The organism is Peribacillus sp. TH27 (assembly GCF_016650915.1).
GTDB lineage: Bacteria > Bacillota > Bacilli > Bacillales > DSM-1321 > Peribacillus > Peribacillus butanolivorans.
In genome coordinates, this window is sequence record NZ_JAEKEV010000002.1 from 4,882,054 (window position 1) to 4,900,905 (window position 18,852).

At 40.4% G+C, this 18,852-nt stretch carries 17 protein-coding genes; 16 read left to right on the plus strand and 1 reads right to left on the minus strand.

Annotated features, from left to right (window positions below):
* The first annotated feature begins 164 nt into the window (after positions 1-164).
* From gpr to deoC, 13 genes are all read left to right on the plus strand, one after another.
* Positions 165-1,283, plus strand: a complete 1,119-nt coding sequence (gpr, locus tag JFU24_RS24900; protein WP_201185868.1) for a GPR endopeptidase — start codon at positions 165-167, stop codon at positions 1,281-1,283.
* 85 nt (positions 1,284-1,368) lie between these two features.
* Positions 1,369-2,568, plus strand: a complete 1,200-nt coding sequence (gene spoIIP, locus JFU24_RS24905; protein WP_201185865.1) for a stage II sporulation protein P — start codon at positions 1,369-1,371, stop codon at positions 2,566-2,568.
* A gap of 20 nt (positions 2,569-2,588) precedes the next feature.
* The gene (locus JFU24_RS24910) at positions 2,589-2,912 is read left to right on the plus strand and encodes a YqxA family protein (RefSeq protein WP_056528609.1); all 324 of its coding nucleotides are present in this window, start codon (positions 2,589-2,591) and stop codon (positions 2,910-2,912) included.
* 181 nt (positions 2,913-3,093) lie between these two features.
* Positions 3,094-4,929: a translation elongation factor 4 gene (gene lepA, locus JFU24_RS24915; protein ID WP_056528610.1), complete on the plus strand. Its 1,836-nt coding sequence runs from the start codon at positions 3,094-3,096 to the stop codon at positions 4,927-4,929.
* A gap of 79 nt (positions 4,930-5,008) precedes the next feature.
* Positions 5,009-6,160: a radical SAM family heme chaperone HemW gene (gene hemW, locus JFU24_RS24920; protein ID WP_057218741.1), complete on the plus strand. Its 1,152-nt coding sequence runs from the start codon at positions 5,009-5,011 to the stop codon at positions 6,158-6,160.
* Positions 6,161-6,285: 125 nt separating this feature from the next.
* Positions 6,286-7,314 carry a heat-inducible transcriptional repressor HrcA gene (hrcA, locus tag JFU24_RS24925; protein ID WP_201185863.1) on the plus strand — a complete coding sequence of 343 codons (1,029 nt, stop codon included), beginning with the start codon at positions 6,286-6,288 and terminating at the stop codon, positions 7,312-7,314.
* A gap of 99 nt (positions 7,315-7,413) precedes the next feature.
* Positions 7,414-8,010 (plus strand): nucleotide exchange factor GrpE, encoded by a 597-nt coding sequence (gene grpE / locus JFU24_RS24930; protein WP_201223628.1) that lies wholly within the window; start codon positions 7,414-7,416, stop codon positions 8,008-8,010.
* 38 nt (positions 8,011-8,048) lie between these two features.
* The gene (dnaK, locus tag JFU24_RS24935) at positions 8,049-9,884 is read left to right on the plus strand and encodes a molecular chaperone DnaK (RefSeq protein WP_053347012.1); all 1,836 of its coding nucleotides are present in this window, start codon (positions 8,049-8,051) and stop codon (positions 9,882-9,884) included.
* A 326-nt stretch (positions 9,885-10,210) separates the two neighbouring features.
* Positions 10,211-11,329 carry a molecular chaperone DnaJ gene (gene dnaJ / locus JFU24_RS24940; protein WP_053347011.1) on the plus strand — a complete coding sequence of 373 codons (1,119 nt, stop codon included), beginning with the start codon at positions 10,211-10,213 and terminating at the stop codon, positions 11,327-11,329.
* 32 nt (positions 11,330-11,361) lie between these two features.
* Positions 11,362-12,303, plus strand: a complete 942-nt coding sequence (gene prmA, locus JFU24_RS24945; protein WP_201223629.1) for a 50S ribosomal protein L11 methyltransferase — start codon at positions 11,362-11,364, stop codon at positions 12,301-12,303.
* A 144-nt stretch (positions 12,304-12,447) separates the two neighbouring features.
* Positions 12,448-13,200, plus strand: a complete 753-nt coding sequence (locus JFU24_RS24950; protein ID WP_201187957.1) for a 16S rRNA (uracil(1498)-N(3))-methyltransferase — start codon at positions 12,448-12,450, stop codon at positions 13,198-13,200.
* Positions 13,201-13,206: 6 nt separating this feature from the next.
* Positions 13,207-14,544: a tRNA (N(6)-L-threonylcarbamoyladenosine(37)-C(2))-methylthiotransferase MtaB gene (gene mtaB, locus JFU24_RS24955; RefSeq protein WP_053347008.1), complete on the plus strand. Its 1,338-nt coding sequence runs from the start codon at positions 13,207-13,209 to the stop codon at positions 14,542-14,544.
* A gap of 158 nt (positions 14,545-14,702) precedes the next feature.
* Positions 14,703-15,374: a deoxyribose-phosphate aldolase gene (gene deoC / locus JFU24_RS24960; protein WP_056528625.1), complete on the plus strand. Its 672-nt coding sequence runs from the start codon at positions 14,703-14,705 to the stop codon at positions 15,372-15,374.
* A 29-nt stretch (positions 15,375-15,403) separates the two neighbouring features.
* On the opposite strand, the gene JFU24_RS24965 is transcribed toward deoC, so the two are convergent.
* Positions 15,404-16,336, minus strand: coding sequence for a Na/Pi symporter (locus JFU24_RS24965; protein WP_201250662.1), 933 nt, complete (start codon positions 16,334-16,336; stop codon positions 15,404-15,406).
* A gap of 235 nt (positions 16,337-16,571) precedes the next feature.
* On the opposite strand from JFU24_RS24965, the gene rpsU reads away from it, so the two are divergent.
* From rpsU to JFU24_RS24980, 3 genes are all read left to right on the plus strand, one after another.
* Complete coding sequence (gene rpsU, locus JFU24_RS24970; protein ID WP_028391853.1) at positions 16,572-16,745, plus strand: 30S ribosomal protein S21; 174 nt, start codon at positions 16,572-16,574, stop codon at positions 16,743-16,745.
* Between the two features lie 14 nt (positions 16,746-16,759).
* Complete coding sequence (locus JFU24_RS24975) at positions 16,760-17,203, plus strand: GatB/YqeY domain-containing protein (protein WP_057218734.1); 444 nt, start codon at positions 16,760-16,762, stop codon at positions 17,201-17,203.
* Positions 17,204-17,511: 308 nt separating this feature from the next.
* The gene (locus tag JFU24_RS24980; protein ID WP_397443438.1) at positions 17,512-18,831 is read left to right on the plus strand and encodes an NfeD family protein; all 1,320 of its coding nucleotides are present in this window, start codon (positions 17,512-17,514) and stop codon (positions 18,829-18,831) included.
* Positions 18,832-18,852 lie beyond the last annotated feature (21 nt).

Genomic DNA, 18,852 nt, shown 5'->3' on the forward strand with positions numbered 1-18,852 from the left:
GATTGAGAATCGAAAAGGAATTATAATTTCAGTAAATAAATTCATCTCGTCATATTTCATTGTACCAAAAAAATGAATAATAAAAAAGCTAAAACGACAGAATGTTTAAGAGAGACTATGGAAATTACTAGAGTTAGATACAAATCAAACATCAGGAGGCCGCTATGGAAAATCATTTGGACCTTAGTAAGTTCGGAATTCGGACAGATTTGGCGATTGAAGCAAAAGATATTGCTCTTGAAAATAAGGGTGTTGTTGAAGAAGTTGATGTTTCCCATATCGAAGGGGTCATAATAAAGGAAAAAGAAGTGGATGATCTGAAAATTTCCTTAGTCGAGGTCACGGCTGAGGGAGAAAAAGAGATTGGTAAAAAACAGGGGAGCTATTTAACCATTGAAGTTCAGGGTATCCGCCAACAGGATACGGACACACAGCAACGAGTGGAGAAGGTGTTTGCTGAAGAGCTAGCCTACTTCTTAAAAAGAAATAATATCACGAAAGAAAGCAGTTGTTTAGTCGTCGGCCTCGGTAATTGGAATGTGACCCCGGACGCTTTGGGGCCAGCCGTGGTCGAGAACCTGGTAGTCACAAGGCATTTGTTCGAGTTGCAACCAGAGTCTGTTAAAGAAGGTTATCGGCCGGTAAGTGCGATCTCTCCAGGTGTTATGGGGATTACAGGAATCGAGACGAGCGACATTATCAAAGGAGTCATTGAAAAAAGCAATCCTGATTTTCTCATCGTCATTGATGCCTTGGCAGCCCGTTCGATTGATCGGGTAAATTCAACGATTCAAATAACTGATACAGGCATTCATCCAGGGTCAGGTGTTGGAAATAAACGAAAGGAATTGAGTCAGGAGACACTGGGGGTTCCTGTTATAGCAATTGGAATACCTACCGTCGTTGATGCTGTATCAATTACTAGCGACTCGATTGATTATATTTTGAAGCACTTTGGCAAGGAACTGAATGAGGGTGACCGCCCATCACGTTCATTAGCCCCCGCAGGATTTAGTTTTGGGAAACGTAAAAAGTTGACTGATGAGGATATGCCAGGTGAAAAGGAACGGAAAACCTTCTTGGGCATGATTGGTGTCCTTCCGGACGAAGAAAAGCGGAAACTGATTTATGAAGTGCTTTCACCGCTCGGTCAAAATTTAATGGTTACACCAAAAGAAGTCGATGTTTTCATTGAGGACATGGCCAATTTGATAGCCAATGGATTGAATGCAGCGTTGCATGGGTCAATTAATCAAGAAAATACTGGCTACTATACCCGCTAGTTCATTTTAGTGCCCAAAAATGGTGTTCTACCCTTTCTAGCAAAGTCATAGGTATTAATAGACAAGCTATAGAGAGGGTGGAAGGATGAAAAGAAGAAATTCCCCAGGGATCATAACAGCTATTCACGGTTCAACTATAGTAAAAACTTTTCTAGGTATTCTCGCCTTGCTTCTTTTTGTTTTTTCCGTCAGCGGGGTCATGACGTCTCTGCGACCGGAGTATCGGATATCTTCGGATTCCGTACATACCGTAGCGAACCAATTTTCAGGGAAAATGCTGTTCTCGATGCTGGCTAATGAAAATCATTACTTTTTTAATGCCCTGCCTGAAGGTAAACAAGAATCGGTGATCACAAATCAATTGATAAAAATCTCGACTAATATTTCTATGGAGGATCCGCGAAGCTTGCTTGGTCGGGAACTTCCAGGCTTCTCGATTTTTGATAATGAAATCCTTGTTGCTGGTGAAGGAACCAATTATACGAATATGCCGTATGAATCTTCGCCGCCGGTAGATGTCCTGAACGAAGAAAGGGATGCGTCCCTGCAAAATCTGGATGAGATCGAAGAACCTGAAAAAGGAGTGGCTAATCAGCCAAATCAGACAACCAATGGGCGAAAAGTTGTTGAAATTTATCATAGCCATAATCGGGAGTCATATCTCCCTTATTTAAAAGGGGTTACAAATCCTAATCTCGCCTATCACTCTAAAATCAATATTACAAAACTCGGGGCACGAATGGTGGAGGACTTGGCTGATAACGGGATAGGCTCATCGCTTGATAATACGGATATTATGGGCAATTTGAATAATAAGGGATTGAATTACAACAAATCCTATCAAGAGTCTCGTAAATCCGTTCAAACGGCATTGGCTACCAACAAAGATCTAGAATATATGATTGATATCCATCGTGATTCAAAACGAAAAAAACATACGACCATTAACATTAACGGTAAAGATTATGCCAAGATTGCCTTCGTCATTGGGGGAAATAACCCGAACTTTGAGAAAAATGCAGCGCTTGCCAATAAACTTCATAAAGCTCTGGAAAAAAAATACCCTGGCATTTCACGAGGGGTTATGAAACAAGGCGGAGCGGGTCATAATGGAGTATACAATCAGGATTTGTCAGGCAATGCCATGCTCATTGAAGTTGGCGGTGTTGATAATACGTTTGAAGAAATGTATTTAACCGTTGATGCATTTACCGATGTATTCAGTGAATTTTATTGGGATGCTAAAGCGGTGGATAAAACAACTGGAGAATCAGAAGCGAAGTAATTTGAGAGGAGTTCTCTAACATGGTTCGATTTTGGTTAAAATGCACGGGGATTATACTCGTATTATTTTTAGGCGTCCTTATTGGAATGCAGCAGGCGAATGACGGCATGAAAAAAATGAAGGGATATGAAGACCCCTCTTTGAATAGTGCATTTATTATCAACCAATCGGACCAAGGGGAGATGGAGGCGGATATCCTTGGTGAAAAAGTAACAAGTCATGATTTAGAGACGAAAAAAGAAAAGCTTGAAGAAATGAAGGCTTTCAACTTTTTCTCATCTCTTGGCAAGACTCTCGGCGAAACGATATCAGCGGCCTTTCAAGCGCTTATAAATATGATTTAAGCTTGCGCAAGAAAAGTCGAATAACTCTGTCGAAAGGCTGCATCCGAGAATTCGGAATGCAGCCTTTTTTTATCCCTGGCACTACAATGATGCTTCTTTTGTAACTATTCTGTTGAATCTTGCATTTTCTATTGATATAATAAAAAATAGTGTATTGTGTCGACTAGTGGGAGTGAACGTTATGAATAGAGAAGAAAAATTAAAAAGACAATCCAAGATTCGTAACTTTTCCATCATCGCTCATATTGATCATGGTAAATCTACATTGGCGGATCGTATCATAGAAAAAACGAACGCTATGACTCAACGTGAAATGAAGAGTCAGCTGTTAGATTCCATGGATTTAGAGCGTGAGCGTGGAATTACGATTAAATTGAATGCAATTCAATTAAAATATAATGCGAAAGATGGCGAAGAATACATTTTCCATCTTATTGATACACCAGGGCACGTCGATTTTACGTATGAGGTTTCGCGAAGCCTTGCTGCGTGTGAAGGTGCAGTCCTTGTTGTCGATGCGGCGCAGGGTATTGAGGCCCAGACGCTTGCAAACGTATATTTAGCATTGGATAACAATTTGGAAATCATCCCGGTCATCAATAAAATTGACTTGCCGAGTGCTGATCCAGAACGTGTTCGTAATGAAATTGAGGAAGTAATCGGGTTGGATGCTTCTGATGCAGTTTTGGCTTCAGCTAAAGCCGGTATCGGAATCGAGGAGATTTTGGAGCAGGTCGTTGAATTAGTACCGGCACCACAAGGAGATCCTGAAGCACCGTTTAAGGCGCTTATTTTCGACTCGCTATTTGATGCATATCGGGGTGTAGTTGCCTATATCCGGGTTGTTGAAGGGTCTATTAAAGTGGGCGACAAAATTAAAATGATGTCCACAGGCAAAGAATTTGATGTCACGGAATTGGGTGTCTTTAATCCAAAAACACAACTGCTTGATGAACTAAACGTAGGTGATGTTGGTTTCCTTACAGCAGCTATTAAAAACGTTGGTGATACGACAGTTGGTGATACGATTACTAGTGCTGTGAATAGTGCGACAGAGCCGCTGCCAGGTTATCGGAAAATGAATCCGATGGTATATTGCGGTTTGTATCCGATTGACGCATCGAAATTCAATGATCTACGGGATGCATTAGAGAAATTGGAATTGAATGATTCAGCGCTGCAGTTTGAGGCGGAATCATCTCAAGCATTAGGCTTTGGTTTCCGTTGCGGTTTCCTAGGACTTCTTCATATGGAAATCATCCAAGAGCGTATTGAACGTGAATTCAAAATTGATCTAATTACTACTGCGCCAAGTGTTATTTACGATGTCGTTCAAACTGATGGAACGGTTTTGAAGGTTGATAACCCATCTAACATGCCGGATGCCCAAAAGATTGAACGTGTTGAGGAGCCATATGTAAAAGCAACAATGATGGCACCAACAGAATTTGTAGGCACAATCATGGAAATCTGTCAGAATAAACGCGGGAACTTCATTGATATGGAATATATCGATGAGACACGTGTAAGTATTCACTATGAAATACCATTGTCGGAAATCGTATATGATTTCTTTGATCAATTGAAATCAAATACAAGGGGCTATGCTTCATTTGATTATGAATTAATCGGCTACAAACCGTCCAAGCTTGTGAAGATGGATATTTTACTGAATGCTGAGACGGTCGATGCTTTAAGTTTCATCGTTCATAAGGACTTCGCTTATGAGCGTGGTAAAGTTATTGTTGAGAAATTGAAGAAATTGATTCCAAGACAACAGTTTGAAGTTCCAATTCAAGCAGCTATTGGACAAAAAATCGTGGCTCGTTCTTCTATTAGTGCAATGCGTAAAAACGTACTCGCTAAATGTTACGGTGGCGATATTTCCCGTAAACGTAAATTGCTTGAAAAACAAAAAGAAGGTAAAAAGCGGATGAAACAGGTAGGTTCTGTTGAAGTACCGCAGGAAGCTTTCATGGCTGTTTTGAAAATGGATGATACGACTCCAAAAAAATAAATGATAGATAGAAAAAAGAGGGTAGAGAAGATCTAGCCTCTTTTTCTATCGACTCAATCGATTAAAGGTTGTGAACACAATGATTAAAAGTGCCTACCTCCACATACCGTTTTGTGAACATATTTGTCACTATTGTGATTTTAATAAAGTGTTTTTGCAGGGGCAGCCAGTCGACGAATATTTACGGATGATGAAAAGAGAAATGGAAATGCAACTTGCAAAGTATCCAACAACAGGATTGGACACGGTTTTCGTCGGCGGAGGGACACCAACCTCTCTTGATGAAAAACAACTTGCATTCTTATGTGAAGCAATCAATGAAACCCTTCCTTTTGATTCAAAGAAGGCTGAATATACATTCGAGGCTAATCCTGGGGATCTTTCAAAAGAAAAGCTTGAAATACTATTTCATTCCGGTGTGAATAGGCTTAGCTTTGGGGTGCAAAGCTTCAATGATGAATTATTAAAGCGAATTGGTCGGACACATCGGGCATCTGAAGTATATGAAACGATTCATTTGGCTCAAGAGGTTGGCTTTACAAATATAAGTATCGACTTGATTTATGGATTGCCAGGTCAAACGATGGAAGACTTCAAGGATACGCTAGATAAGGCCCTTGCACTACAGCTTCCTCATTATTCCAGTTACTCATTAATTGTTGAGCCTAAGACGGTTTTCTATAATCAAATGAGAAGAGGGAAATTAAATCTTCCGCCTCAGGAGCTTGAGGCTTCCATGTATGAACGGCTGATGGAAGAGATGGAGAAACATGGTCTGCATCAATATGAAATCAGTAATTTTGCTCGTCCTGGATTTGAAAGCCGACACAATTTAACATATTGGGATAATGTAGAATATTATGGGATTGGTGCGGGAGCACATGGCTATACTGGGGGAAAAAGAGTGGCCAATCATGGGCCAGTGAAAAAATACATTACGCCATTGACGGTGAACGAGTTACCTGTTTTGGAAGAACATCCTGTACCACTCCATGAAAAGATGGAAGAGGAGATGTTTTTAGGACTTAGAAAAACAGAAGGAGTTTCATTGGAAAACTTCAAGAATAAATTTTCTGTTGAAATGACGGAAATTTTCGGGAAATCGCTCGAAGAAGAATCGGCAAAGGGTCTGCTTACGATTGAAGGTGGGTTTGTCCGATTGACTGAGCAGGGGAAATTGCTTGGTAATGAAGTGTTCCAATCGTTTTTAGGCGTTGCTGATTCCGAGTGATGGAAATCTCTTGTTATTTTATCAATGAATTAGCGGTTTTCATTGTTGACATCATAAGCTTCATTTGATAATTTATTAGTATATTAGCACTCAAAGAGACAGAGTGCTAACAGAGGTGATCATACATGCTAACTGATCGTCAATTATTGATTCTGCAAGTGATAATCGAGGATTTTATCCATTCTGCCCAGCCAGTCGGGTCGCGAAGCTTGTCGAAGAAAGATGAAATTACGTTCAGCTCTGCCACAATCCGTAACGAAATGTCTGATCTTGAAGAATTGGGTTTTTTAGAAAAAACTCATACATCTTCTGGTAGAATACCTTCTGAAAAAGGGTATAGATATTATGTGGATCATTTGCTTTCTCCTCAAGCTCCGAAAAAGAATGAAATGAAATTGTTAAAATCTGTTTTTGTTGAGCGAATCTATGAGCTAGAAAAGATTGTTCAAAAATCAGCAAAAATTCTTTCTGAACTGACGAATTATACGGCAATTGTACTAGGTCCAAAAGTCAATGAACATAAGTTGAAAAAAATTCAGATCGTACCATTGAGTCCGGATGCTGCAATTGCAATCATTATTACTGATACAGGTCATGTGGAAAATCGAATGATTTCCTTGCCCCCTTCTTTTGATATAAATGAAATTGAAAAGATGGTGAACATTTTAAATGCCCGTTTAGTCGATGTTCCGCTTGTTGATTTAAAAGATAAGATCTATAAGGAGGTGGCTGCTCTATTAAGCCACCACATTCATAATTATGGATCGATTGTTTCTGTTCTAGCGGATACCTTGACGGATACAAAGCCTGAAAAAATATTTTTCGGCGGGAAAACGAATATGCTAAGGCAGCCGGAGTTCCATGACATTGCAAAGGTAAGTACACTTTTATCGATGATTGAGCAGGAACAAGGGTTTTATGATCTTATTACTCAAAATCCAGCGGGCATTCACGTCAAGATTGGCCGTGAAAATCAAAATACGGTACTTGATGACTGCAGCTTAATTACCGCAACCTACTCAATCGGACATGAACAAGTGGGCACATTAGCGATACTAGGTCCAACGAGAATGGAATATTCGAGAGTAATCAGTCTGCTTTCGTTTTTCTCGAAAGATTTAACGACTCTGATGACTAAACTGTATCAAAAATAGGAGCAAAGGTAATATTGTTAAGGTGGCGGGGATGTAAATTCCCCAGCCTGACTTATTACTTAAGCATAAATTGTATAACCCTTTTAGGGAGGTGAGATTGTGACAGAAAATAAAAACGAAGAACAAACATTAGAAAATGAAACAATCGAGGAAAGCGCTGCAGAAGCTGTATTTGCTGAAGAGGAAAATCCAGCGGAACAAAATCAGGAGGAAACTCCGGTTGAGAAAGATGAACTTCAATTGGCTCATGAAAAGATTGCTGAGCTACAGGCTAAAATCGAAGAAATGGATAACCGTTATCTTCGTCTGCAGGCCGATTTTGATAATTCAAGACGCCGTGCCAAGCTTGATATGGAAGCGGCTCAAAAATATAGAGTTCAAAGTATTGCTGGTGATTTAGTCGAGGCTCTTGATAATTTTGAAAGAGCGACAAAAATCGAAGCTGATAATGAACAGACAAAATCCCTGCTTCAAGGGATGGAAATGGTCTACAAAGCGATTATTGATGCATTGACTAAAGAAGGCATCGAACCAATTAGTTCGGTTGGTGAAGAATTTGATCCGCGTTTACATCAAGCGGTCATGCAAGTTCAAGATGATAACTTTGGTTCTAACATCGTTGTCGAGGAGTTCCAAAAAGGATATGTTCTTAAAGACAGAGTGCTTCGTCCTGCAATGGTAAAAGTAAACGAATAATAGAAATTACATACAAATAATTGGGAGGTAGTGAAACTATGAGCAAGATTATTGGTATTGACTTAGGTACAACAAACTCTTGTGTATCTGTACTTGAAGGCGGGGAACCAAAAGTTATCCCGAATCCAGAAGGAAACCGTACAACTCCATCCGTAGTGGCATTCAAAAATGGTGAAAGACAAGTAGGGGAAGTGGCAAAACGCCAAGCAATTACAAACCCAAACACGATCATTTCTATTAAACGTCATATGGGTACTAATCATAAAGAAGTAATTGAAGGAAAAGAATACTCACCGCAGGAAGTTTCTGCAATCATCCTTCAATACTTAAAATCATATGCTGAAGAGTATCTTGGTGAAAAAGTTACAAAAGCGGTTATCACTGTACCTGCTTACTTCAATGATGCAGAACGTCAAGCAACGAAAGATGCTGGTCAAATTGCTGGACTTGAAGTAGAACGTATTATTAACGAACCGACAGCTGCAGCACTTGCATACGGTTTAGATAAAACAGATGAAGACCAAACAATTCTTGTATTCGACCTTGGTGGCGGTACATTTGACGTATCAGTCATGGAACTTGGCGATGGCGTATTCGAAGTTAAATCCACTGCTGGTGACAACCGTCTAGGTGGAGATGATTTCGACCAAGTCATCATTGATTACCTAGTAGAAGCATTCAAGAAAGAAAATGGAATCGATCTTTCTAAAGACAAAATGGCAGTTCAACGTTTGAAAGATGCAGCTGAAAAAGCGAAAAAAGATCTTTCAGGTGTAACTTCTACACAAATTTCATTGCCATTCATCACAGCTGGAGATGCTGGCCCGCTTCACTTAGACGTAACAATGACTAGAGCTAAATTCGATGAACTTTCTTCAAGTCTTGTGGAACGTACAATGGGACCTACTCGTCAAGCGATGAAAGATGCAGGTCTTTCAGCATCTGAAATCGATAAAGTCATCCTTGTTGGTGGATCTACGCGTATTCCTGCGGTTGTTGAAGCAATCAAAAAGGAAATCGGTCAAGAACCAAGCAAAGGTGTTAACCCTGATGAAGTAGTAGCTATGGGTGCTGCGATTCAAGGTGGCGTATTAACAGGGGATGTTAAAGACGTTGTTCTTTTAGACGTAACTCCACTTTCACTTGGAATTGAAACAATGGGCGGCGTGTTCACGAAATTAATCGACCGTAATACAACAATTCCAACAAGTAAATCACAAGTATTCTCAACAGCGGCTGATAATCAAACAGCTGTAGATATCCATGTTCTTCAAGGTGAACGTCCGATGTCAGCAGACAACAAAACGCTTGGTCGTTTCCAATTGAGTGACATTCCACCGGCACCGCGCGGAATTCCACAAGTCGAAGTAACTTTCGACATTGATAAAAATGGTATTGTAAACGTTCGTGCAAAAGATCTTGGCACAAACAAAGAACAAGCAATCACAATCAAATCATCTTCAGGACTTTCTGATGAAGAAATCGACCGCATGGTACGTGAAGCAGAAGAAAATGCTGATAGTGATAAACAACGTAAAGAAGAAGTTGAACTTCGTAACGAAGCAGATCAACTAGTCTTCCAAACGGAAAAAACGCTTAAAGATCTAGAAGGTAAAGTAGACGAAGCGGAAGTAACAAAAGCAAACGAAGCGAAGGATGAACTGAAAGCAGCAATCGAGAAAAATGAGCTTGAAGAAATCCGTGTGAAAAAAGATGCACTTAACGAAATCGTTCAAGCTTTGACAATGAAGCTTTATGAAGAAGCTGCAAAAGCTCAGCAAGCAGGCCAAGAGGGTGCTGGCGAAGCTGGTGCAAAAGACGATAATGTAGTTGATGCAGAATATACAGAAGTAAACGAAGAAGAGAAAAAATAAAAAAGTGACCCTGTTGGGACGCTGATATATTGGGCAGGGATTTCTGCCTGTAATTGTAGAAAAGTCAAAGTCAGGTTATCTTGGCTTTGGCTTTTTTACAATGGGTGAAATCAAAGTCCGGAAGTAATGGCAGCTGGTATTCTTTTATTCTTACAATCGCTAGTGGGGAATCATAAGACTATGGAGAAAAATAGGTGCAAATTTGAGGCAGATGTCTTCTTTTACGAAAAAGTGTTCAAGCCGTTTGTACTTTTCTAGTTGATTATTATCTTCGTTCAGTGATAATATTACCTTTATGTGAATCGAATCGGGAGTGGATTTTAGATATGAGTAAACGTGATTATTATGAGGTGTTAGGCCTTTCGAAGAGTGCTTCGAAGGATGAAATCAAAAAAGCGTATCGAAAGCTCTCCAAACAATATCATCCTGATATTAATAAAGCGGAAGATGCTGCGGATAAATTCAAGGAAATTAAGGAAGCTTACGAGGTATTAAGCGACGAGCAGAAAAAGGCTCATTATGACCAATTTGGACATACAGATCCAAATCAGGGCTTCGGTGGCCAGGACTTTGGCGGTTTCGGTGGTTTTGAAGATATTTTCAGTAGTTTCTTTGGTGGAGGCGGACGTAGAAGAGATCCTAATGCACCGCGCCAAGGGGCTGATTTACAGTATACGATGACGCTTTCTTTCGAAGAGGCTGCATTCGGAAAAGATACTGAAATTGAAATTCCGCGTGAAGAGAATTGTGATACTTGTAAAGGATCGGGTGCTAAGCCTGGCACAAAAGTGGAGAACTGTTCACACTGTCATGGAACAGGTCAATTAAATGTTGAACAAAACACGGCATTCGGACGTATTGTGAACCGGAGAGCATGTCACCATTGTCAAGGAACAGGAAAAATCATTCCTAATAAATGTTCAACTTGCGGCGGAGACGGTAAAGTTCAAAAACGCAAAAAAATCCAAGTCAAGGTGCCAGCCGGAATCGATGATGGCCAGCAACTGCGTGTATCCGGTCAAGGCGAGCCTGGAATCAATGGTGGTCCAGCTGGAGACCTTTATGTAGTCTTCCATGTTCGTAGCCACGAATTCTTTGAAAGAGATGGCGATGATATTTATTGTGAAATGCCGGTTACTTTTGCTCAGGCAGCATTAGGAGATGAAATTGAAGTTCCGACCTTGCATGGTAAAGTTAAGTTGAAGATACCTGCAGGAACACAAACAAGCACGCGTTTCCGTTTAAAAGGAAAAGGGGTTCCGAATGTAAGAGGATATGGCCAAGGAGATCAGCATGTGGTCGTATTAGTGGTTACACCTAAAAAATTAAGTGAAAAACAAAAGGACCTTCTTCGTGAGTTCAACGATATCAGCGGACAATCAGGTATAGATGAACAAGAAGATGGCTTTTTCTCAAAGGTAAAGCGTGCTTTTAAAGATAGGTGAAGACAAGTAAAGAAATTGGGAGCTGGTAGATTATGAAGTGGTCTGAATTTGCAATCCATACAACAAATGAAGCGGTTGAACCTGTTTCAAATATTCTTCATGAGGCAGGTGCAAGCGGTGTTGTCATTGAGGATCCCCTTGAATTAGTCAAAGAACGTGAAAATGTTTTTGGCGAAATCTACCACCTAAACCCAGCTGATTATCCGGATGAAGGTGTGTTGATTAAGGCATATTTGCCGGTTAACAGCTTCCTTGGCGAAACTGTTGATGCTATTAAGGAATCAATTAATAATCTCCTTCTTTTTGATATCGATCTTGGGAAGAATGTTGTTTCAATTAGTGAAGTGAATGAAGAAGAATGGGCAACGGCTTGGAAAAAATATTATAATCCGGTCAAGATTTCTGAACGTTTTACTATTGTTCCTACATGGGAAGATTACACTCCTGTAAGCAGTGATGAATTAATCATTGAACTTGATCCTGGTATGGCTTTTGGAACAGGTACCCACCCGACAACGGTTATGTGTATCCAAGCACTTGAACGTACAGTTCAGCCGGGTGACTTAGTTGTTGATGTAGGAACGGGTTCCGGTGTTTTAAGTATTGCAGCGGCATTATTAGAGGCGAAACAAGTTCAGTCGCTTGATTTGGATGACGTAGCTGTACAGTCTGCTAAGCAAAATGTAGAACTTAACAACGTTCAAGACAGAGTTTCTGTTTCTCAAGGTAACTTGTTGGACGGCGTAAACGAACAAGCAGATGTCGTTGTAGCTAATATATTAGCTGAAGTCATTATGCTCTTTACAGATGATGTAGCAAAAGTAGTTAAACCTGGTGGGTATTTTATAGCTTCTGGGATTATCCAGCCAAAGAAACAGGATGTGAAGGATGCAATTATAGCTTCCGGATTCACAGTTGAGGAAACCATTTTGATGGAAGATTGGGTAGCAATCATCGCGAAAAGAAATGATTAAATGAAAAGTTACTCTGATTATCGTATATTTGGATAGTCAGAGTACCTTTTTTTAGCTTGAGTTTTTGCATGGCGCGCAATCGGAAAATAAGCCTCTGACTGCTAGCCTGTGAGTTTTTTTAGACTAGACGAAGTAGGTGGCAGTGTGCAACGGTATTTTCTTAACGAGGAAGACTTTAATGGTAAAACAGTGACGATATCAGGCGATGATTTTCACCATATTTCCAGGGTAATGAGAATGGAACCTGGGGAGCAAATCATCACCGTAAAGGGCAACGGAATGACTGCGGTCACGGAAATTTCTGAAATAACAAATGACGCTGTTATAGGAACCATTATTGAATGGAAGAATGAAGAAAAGGAACTTCCGGTAAGAGTTACGATAGCGAGCGGTCTGCCTAAAGGGGATAAGTTAGAATATATCGTTCAAAAGGGGACGGAATTAGGTGCTGTTGAATTTATCCCTTTTATTGCTGCTCGTTCGGTGGTAAAATGGGACCACAAAAAGGTTGGTAAGAAATTGGAACGACTCCAGAAGATTTCAAAGGAAGCGGCCGAACAGTCCCACCGCACAGTTATCCCTGCCATCAAGGAACCGATGACGGCAGATCAGCTAGCTGGATATGCTTCTGGTTTCGATCATAGATTAATTGCTTTTGAAGAAGAAGCAAAGCGTGGAGAAACGTCTGTACTTGCTTCTGTTTTGAAAGATATCACTGCCGGACAATCGATTTTATTCGTGTTTGGTCCTGAAGGGGGCATGGCAGAGAAGGAAATCGAAAAATTGTCGGCTGCCGGATTTGTAGCTTGTGGTCTTGGACCTAGAATATTAAGAACTGAAACAGCACCTTTATATGCACTTTCCGCTGTTTCTTATCATGTAGAACTTTTGAGGTGATGAAAAATGGCAACGGTCGCTTTCCATACATTAGGTTGTAAAGTAAATCATTATGAAACAGAAGCTATTTGGCAATTATTTAAGACAGAGGGATATGATCGTGTTGAATTTGAAAATACATCAGATGTATACGTCATCAACACTTGCACGGTAACGAATACTGGCGATAAGAAGAGCCGTCAGGTCATCCGTCGTGCAATCCGTAAAAATCCGAATGCTGTTATAGCAGTAACGGGTTGTTACGCACAGACATCTCCTGCAGAGATCATGGCAATTCCAGGTGTAGATATTGTTGTTGGAACACAGGACAGGGTTAAATTGCTTGAATACATCGAGCAGTTCAAGGTAGAACGTGAACCAATCAATGCGGTTGGGAATATTATGAAAAATCGTGTCTACGAAGAATTGGATGTACCGGCATTTACTGATCGTACTCGTGCCTCACTAAAGATTCAGGAAGGTTGCAATAATTTCTGTACTTTCTGTATCATCCCATGGGCTCGTGGTTTAATGCGTTCCCGTGATCCAAAGGAAGTCATTCATCAAGCTGAGCAGCTTGTCGAGGCAGGATATAAAGAGCTCGTCTTGACGGGCATTCATACCGGTGGTTACGGAGATGACTTGAAGGATTATAATTTGGCGATGCTACTACGTGACTTGGAAAAAATTGATGGGCTAAAGAGGATCCGTATTTCTTCCATTGAAGCCAGTCAAATTACAGATGAAATCATTGAAGTACTGACGAATTCGAAAAAGGTAGTTCGTCATTTGCATATCCCTATCCAATCGGGTTCTGATACGGTTTTAAAACGGATGAGACGTAAATATACAATGGCTTTCTTCGGTGATCGAATTGAAAAATTAAAAGTTGCACTGCCAGGCCTTGCTGTTACATCTGATGTAATCGTAGGCTTCCCGGGTGAAACCGAAGAAGAATTTTTGGAGACGTATAATTTTATAGAAAAATATAAATTCTCCGAACTTCATGTCTTCCCGTATTCAAAACGGACAGGGACTCCTGCCGCACGTATGGAAGACCAAGTGGATGAAGATGTGAAAAACGAACGCGTTCACCGTCTGATTTCATTATCGGATCAGTTGGCAAAAGAGTACGCTTCTCGATTTGAGGGAGAAGTGCTTGAAGTCATTCCTGAGACTAAGTTGGAAAATGGTCTTTATGAAGGCTACTCGGATAATTACATGAAAATAGTCTTCCCGGCTACAGAGGAAATGGTTGGTGACATTGTAAAAGTGAAAATTACAAAGTCTGGCTATCCACATAGTGAAGGACAGTTCGTGACGGTTGTGAAAGATATTCCGTTGCAGCAAGTAGCTAATATATAAGACAGCGATTTTTTCGCTGTCTTTTTTTTTATCCTTTGTTTAACGTGTTTTCTTAGTACATTAGGGTAAAGACTATATATATCGTCAAAATGGAAGAACTATGGTATGATGAGAGGTACGTACAACTAGTTTTAAAATGTTTTTAAGGAGGAATATAAATGTCACAAAATGTAGCAGGTTTAATTGACCACACTTTATTAAAAGCAGATGCAACGAAAGAGCAAATAAAGGTATTATGTGAAGAAGCGAGAGAGTATAATTTTGCTTCAGTATGCGTAAACCCGACTTGGGTGAAGTATGCAAGTGAGCTTTTAGAAGGCTCAGAAGTAAAAGTTTGTACGGTAATTGGTTTCCCTTTAGGTGCCACTACACCAGAAACTAAAGCTTTTGAAACAAAAGACGCCATCAGCAATGGCGCACACGAAGTTGATATGGTGATCAATATCGGCGCATTAAAGGACAAGGATAATGAATTGGTAGAGCGGGATATTCGAGCTGTGGTAGCGGCATCGACAGGTAAAGCTCTTTCAAAAGTAATTATTGAAACCTCTTTACTTACTGAGGAAGAAAAAGTCCGTGCTTGCGAACTTGCCGTAAAAGCGGGAACGGATTTTGTTAAAACCTCAACTGGTTTTTCAACTGGCGGTGCAACAGTTGAAGATGTTGCGCTTATGAGAAAAACAGTAGGACCAGATATCGGCGTTAAAGCTTCAGGCGGAGTTCGTAACACGAGTGATGCTCAGAAAGTGATTGAAGCGGGTGCAACAAGAATTGGAGCGAGTGCAGGTGTCTCCATCTTAAAGGGCTTAACAGCTGACTCTGATTATTAATTTACAAGCCGCATTCTTAAGAGTGCGGCTTATTTTTTTATATGCGGACGATGGATCAATAAAATAAAGTTGGAAAATTGACGTGCAAATGGTAAAACGATCAAGGAAGTCACGATATTGAAAATAACACTAGCATGCGCGAGTTGTGTACCCTTATCATCGGTGAAAAAAGCAGCTGTTCGTTCTAGGACGTCCACAAGAGGGAGAAAAGCTGCAACTCCGATTACATTTAACCAAATATGTGCATAAGCTGTAAAAGCAGCTTGTCTACCAGAACCGATGCTGGCCAAGTAGCCAGTGATACAAGTGCCTATATTAGAGCCGAGCATCATGATAATGGCGGAAGCGACGGATAACTCCCCGCTCATTAAAAAGCTCATTGCTATTCCTATAGTCGCGGAGCTAGAGTGAATCATTGCCGTTAACAAGATACCAGCCAATAGAGCAATACTCATATGATCCTCTATGTTGCTGATTAGAGTCTGAACTGATGGATAGACTGCAATAGGTTTCGAAAGCATTTTAAAGCCACTCATCGCTGCGAAGATAGCTGAGATACCGATCAGGGACATCCCAGCGCTTTTCGATAATACTTTTGGCATTAAACAAAGAATAGCACCACTGATGACACCAGGAATTATCCAACGATCCAAGGAAATGGTCATAAATTCTGCTGTGAAGGTAGAACCGATATTTGTTCCTAGAATAATACCGATTGTTTGTGGGAAAGTTAAACTTCCAGCAGAAACGAGGCCGACCGTCATAACCATGACCGCTGAGCTGCTCTGGAGAATTCCTGTAAAAATGGTACCGGCAAAAAAACCTTTCCAGGGTCTATCTGTTACCTTTGAGAGGAAAGTTTTTAATGCAGCACCGGACATATTGAACAATCCGATACGTAAAACAGCCATACCGGCTAAAAATATCGCAATGAATAATAGAAATAAAATTAGCTCATACATGACTCTCACCCCTTAATCAGCTTATGGTCAAAAGGGGGTAGACATGCTATAAAAAGGATTTCTTTGCTCTAGAATGATTGTTTAGTGAAAAATTATGACATAAACATGATAATATTCGAAATAAGTTTGATTTTATTGGTTGACCTGTTAAAGATGATATATTATAATTGTTTAGTACATGTATAACATGTTGACAACTTGAGTTAGTGTGTTGTTTTCGGAGGGAGGGAAAGAGATGTCTAAAACCGTCGTTCGTAAAAACGAATCGCTTGAAGATGCTCTTCGTCGTTTCAAACGTACTGTATCTAAAGCAGGATCGCTTCAGGAAGCTAGGAAGCGTGAATTTTATGAAAAACCAAGCGTAAAACGTAAGAAAAAGTCTGAAGCTGCAAGAAAACGTAAATTCTAAGAGAGGGTGGAAAGATGAGTCTTCTCGAGCGTTTAAATAATGATATGAAACAAGCGATGAAGAACAAGGAAAAGGACAAACTATCTGTTATTCGGATGCTGAAAGCTTCTATTCAAAACGAAGCTCTAAAGCTGAGACAAGATTTAACAGATGATGAAGAATTGACAGTGCTCTCTCGCGAATTAAAACAACGCAAAGACTCCCTCCAGGAGTTTGAAAACGCAGGTCGTTCCGATCTCGTGGATAAAGTCCGCACCGAACTAGTATACGTAGAGGCATATATGCCTGAGCAACTTTCAGAAGAAGAGATTTCTAAAATTGTTAAACAAACAATTGAAGAAGTCAATGCAACGTCCAAAGCAGATATGGGGAGAGTTATGGGAGCTTTAATGCCTAAAGTTAAAGGTAAAGCAGATGGTTCTCTAGTAAACAACTTAGTACAACAACATCTATCTTAAACTCGAAACCTAACCGCAGGCAAATTGCCTGTGGTTTTTGTGTATTAAAGGATTAGATTACAATATTTATGCGTATATTATTGGGACAAATGGCGAGATATTATGGATACTTTTAAATTTATTTGCTTTTTTTGAAACCTTTTTCATATACATACGTAATAACTAAGGAACAGAGTAAAGGGTAGCTTCATTTGCAGGGGCCTCTTATTCAATTTTTAGTTACGGGCTGAATTTATCTGGTAAGTATTCTTCGGAAATCGGAGGCCGCTTACAGCGTTAAGTACGGGAAAGGAGGCGTTCCGTTGAAAATTTGGCGTTATATTTCTTTGCTCTTATTTGGATTGCTGTTTACCATGTCTTCACTGATGGTGCCGGCTGTTTCTGCAAAGGAGAAGATCGTTTACCATGTTCCAATTGAAGAAACGGTGGAAAAGGGACTCTCTGCTTTTTTAGAACGTGCGTTGACCACTGCAGAAGCCGCTAATGCAGATCTTGTCGTTTTCGAGGTGAATACCCCTGGTGGTGCTGTTGATGCGGCAGGGAAAATTGCTAAGTTAGTGTCCGATTCACCAATAAAGACAGTTGCCTACGTCAATAACAGAGCTCTTTCTGCAGGCGCTTATATTTCTCTGAGTGCCGATGAAATCTATATGGTTCCGAGTGCGACAATGGGATCAGCAGCCGTTATTGATTCATCAGGAAACGCTGCAGGAAAGAAAGCGCAATCTTATTGGCTTGCTGCCATGACGACTGCTGCTGAACAAAATGGACGCGACCCGATTTTTGCCCAGGCGATGGCGGATGAAGACATCAACCTTCCTGAATATGGTGCAGAAACCGGAAAGCTGCTGACATTTACAGCGGAACAGGCTAAAAAGTCTGGCTATAGTGAAGGTACCGTTTCTGGGATAGAAGAGCTGTATAGTATACTTGGGGTTGAGGATGCCGATATTCGATCTATCGAAGAAAGCTTTCCTGAGAAACTTGCCCGCTTTTTGACCAATCCAATTGTCATTCCTATTTTATTAACAATAGCAGGAATCGGGATTGTGATTGAATTGTTTTCACCTGGTTTTGGAATTCCGGGTGTTATAGGGATTTCCAGTCTTGTGTTGTTCTTTTATGGCCATCTTGTCGCAGGTATCACCGGGTACGAATCGTTAGCATTGTTCATTATTGGAATCATTCTTGTACTAGTAGAATTTTTTGTCCCAGGGGGGATTATCGGGCTGCTTGGGTTTACCTCGATTGTGGGAAGTTTATTCCTCGCTTCAGGTGATCCTGTTCATATGACGATTTCCTTGCTAATTGCGATTACCGTATCCATTTTGGTATTCATCCTACTTGTAAAGGTGTTTGGAAAACAGATGAAATTTTTCAGGAAAATGATATTAACCGATGCAACAAAAACGGAACAAGGGTATGTGAGCAATCCGAATCGAGTTGATTTATTAGGTGTTGAAGGGAAGGCTCTTACAGATTTAAGGCCTTCAGGAACAGCTTTGATTAATGATGAAAGAGTTGATGTCGTGACTGAAGGAAGTTTTGTTTCCAAAGGTTCGGCAATCATAATTGTTAAAGTTGAAGGATCTAGGGTTGTCGTCCGGGAAATTCCGGAATCAAATTAAAGATACAGGAAGGATGAATCA

Coding starts and splice junctions, on each gene's coding strand:
- spoIIP (WP_201185865.1), top strand. CDS start 1,369: ATGAAAAGAAGAAATTCCCCAGGGATCATAACAGCTATTCACGGTTCA.
- hrcA (WP_201185863.1), top strand. CDS start 6,286: ATGCTAACTGATCGTCAATTATTGATTCTGCAAGTGATAATCGAGGAT.
- hemW (WP_057218741.1), top strand. CDS start 5,009: ATGATTAAAAGTGCCTACCTCCACATACCGTTTTGTGAACATATTTGT.
- lepA (WP_056528610.1), top strand. CDS start 3,094: ATGAATAGAGAAGAAAAATTAAAAAGACAATCCAAGATTCGTAACTTT.
- dnaK (WP_053347012.1), top strand. CDS start 8,049: ATGAGCAAGATTATTGGTATTGACTTAGGTACAACAAACTCTTGTGTA.
- JFU24_RS24965 (WP_201250662.1), bottom strand. CDS start 16,336: ATGTATGAGCTAATTTTATTTCTATTATTCATTGCGATATTTTTAGCC.
- dnaJ (WP_053347011.1), top strand. CDS start 10,211: ATGAGTAAACGTGATTATTATGAGGTGTTAGGCCTTTCGAAGAGTGCT.
- JFU24_RS24975 (WP_057218734.1), top strand. CDS start 16,760: ATGAGTCTTCTCGAGCGTTTAAATAATGATATGAAACAAGCGATGAAG.
- rpsU (WP_028391853.1), top strand. CDS start 16,572: ATGTCTAAAACCGTCGTTCGTAAAAACGAATCGCTTGAAGATGCTCTT.
- deoC (WP_056528625.1), top strand. CDS start 14,703: ATGTCACAAAATGTAGCAGGTTTAATTGACCACACTTTATTAAAAGCA.
- mtaB (WP_053347008.1), top strand. CDS start 13,207: ATGGCAACGGTCGCTTTCCATACATTAGGTTGTAAAGTAAATCATTAT.
- gpr (WP_201185868.1), top strand. CDS start 165: ATGGAAAATCATTTGGACCTTAGTAAGTTCGGAATTCGGACAGATTTG.
- prmA (WP_201223629.1), top strand. CDS start 11,362: ATGAAGTGGTCTGAATTTGCAATCCATACAACAAATGAAGCGGTTGAA.
- JFU24_RS24910 (WP_056528609.1), top strand. CDS start 2,589: ATGGTTCGATTTTGGTTAAAATGCACGGGGATTATACTCGTATTATTT.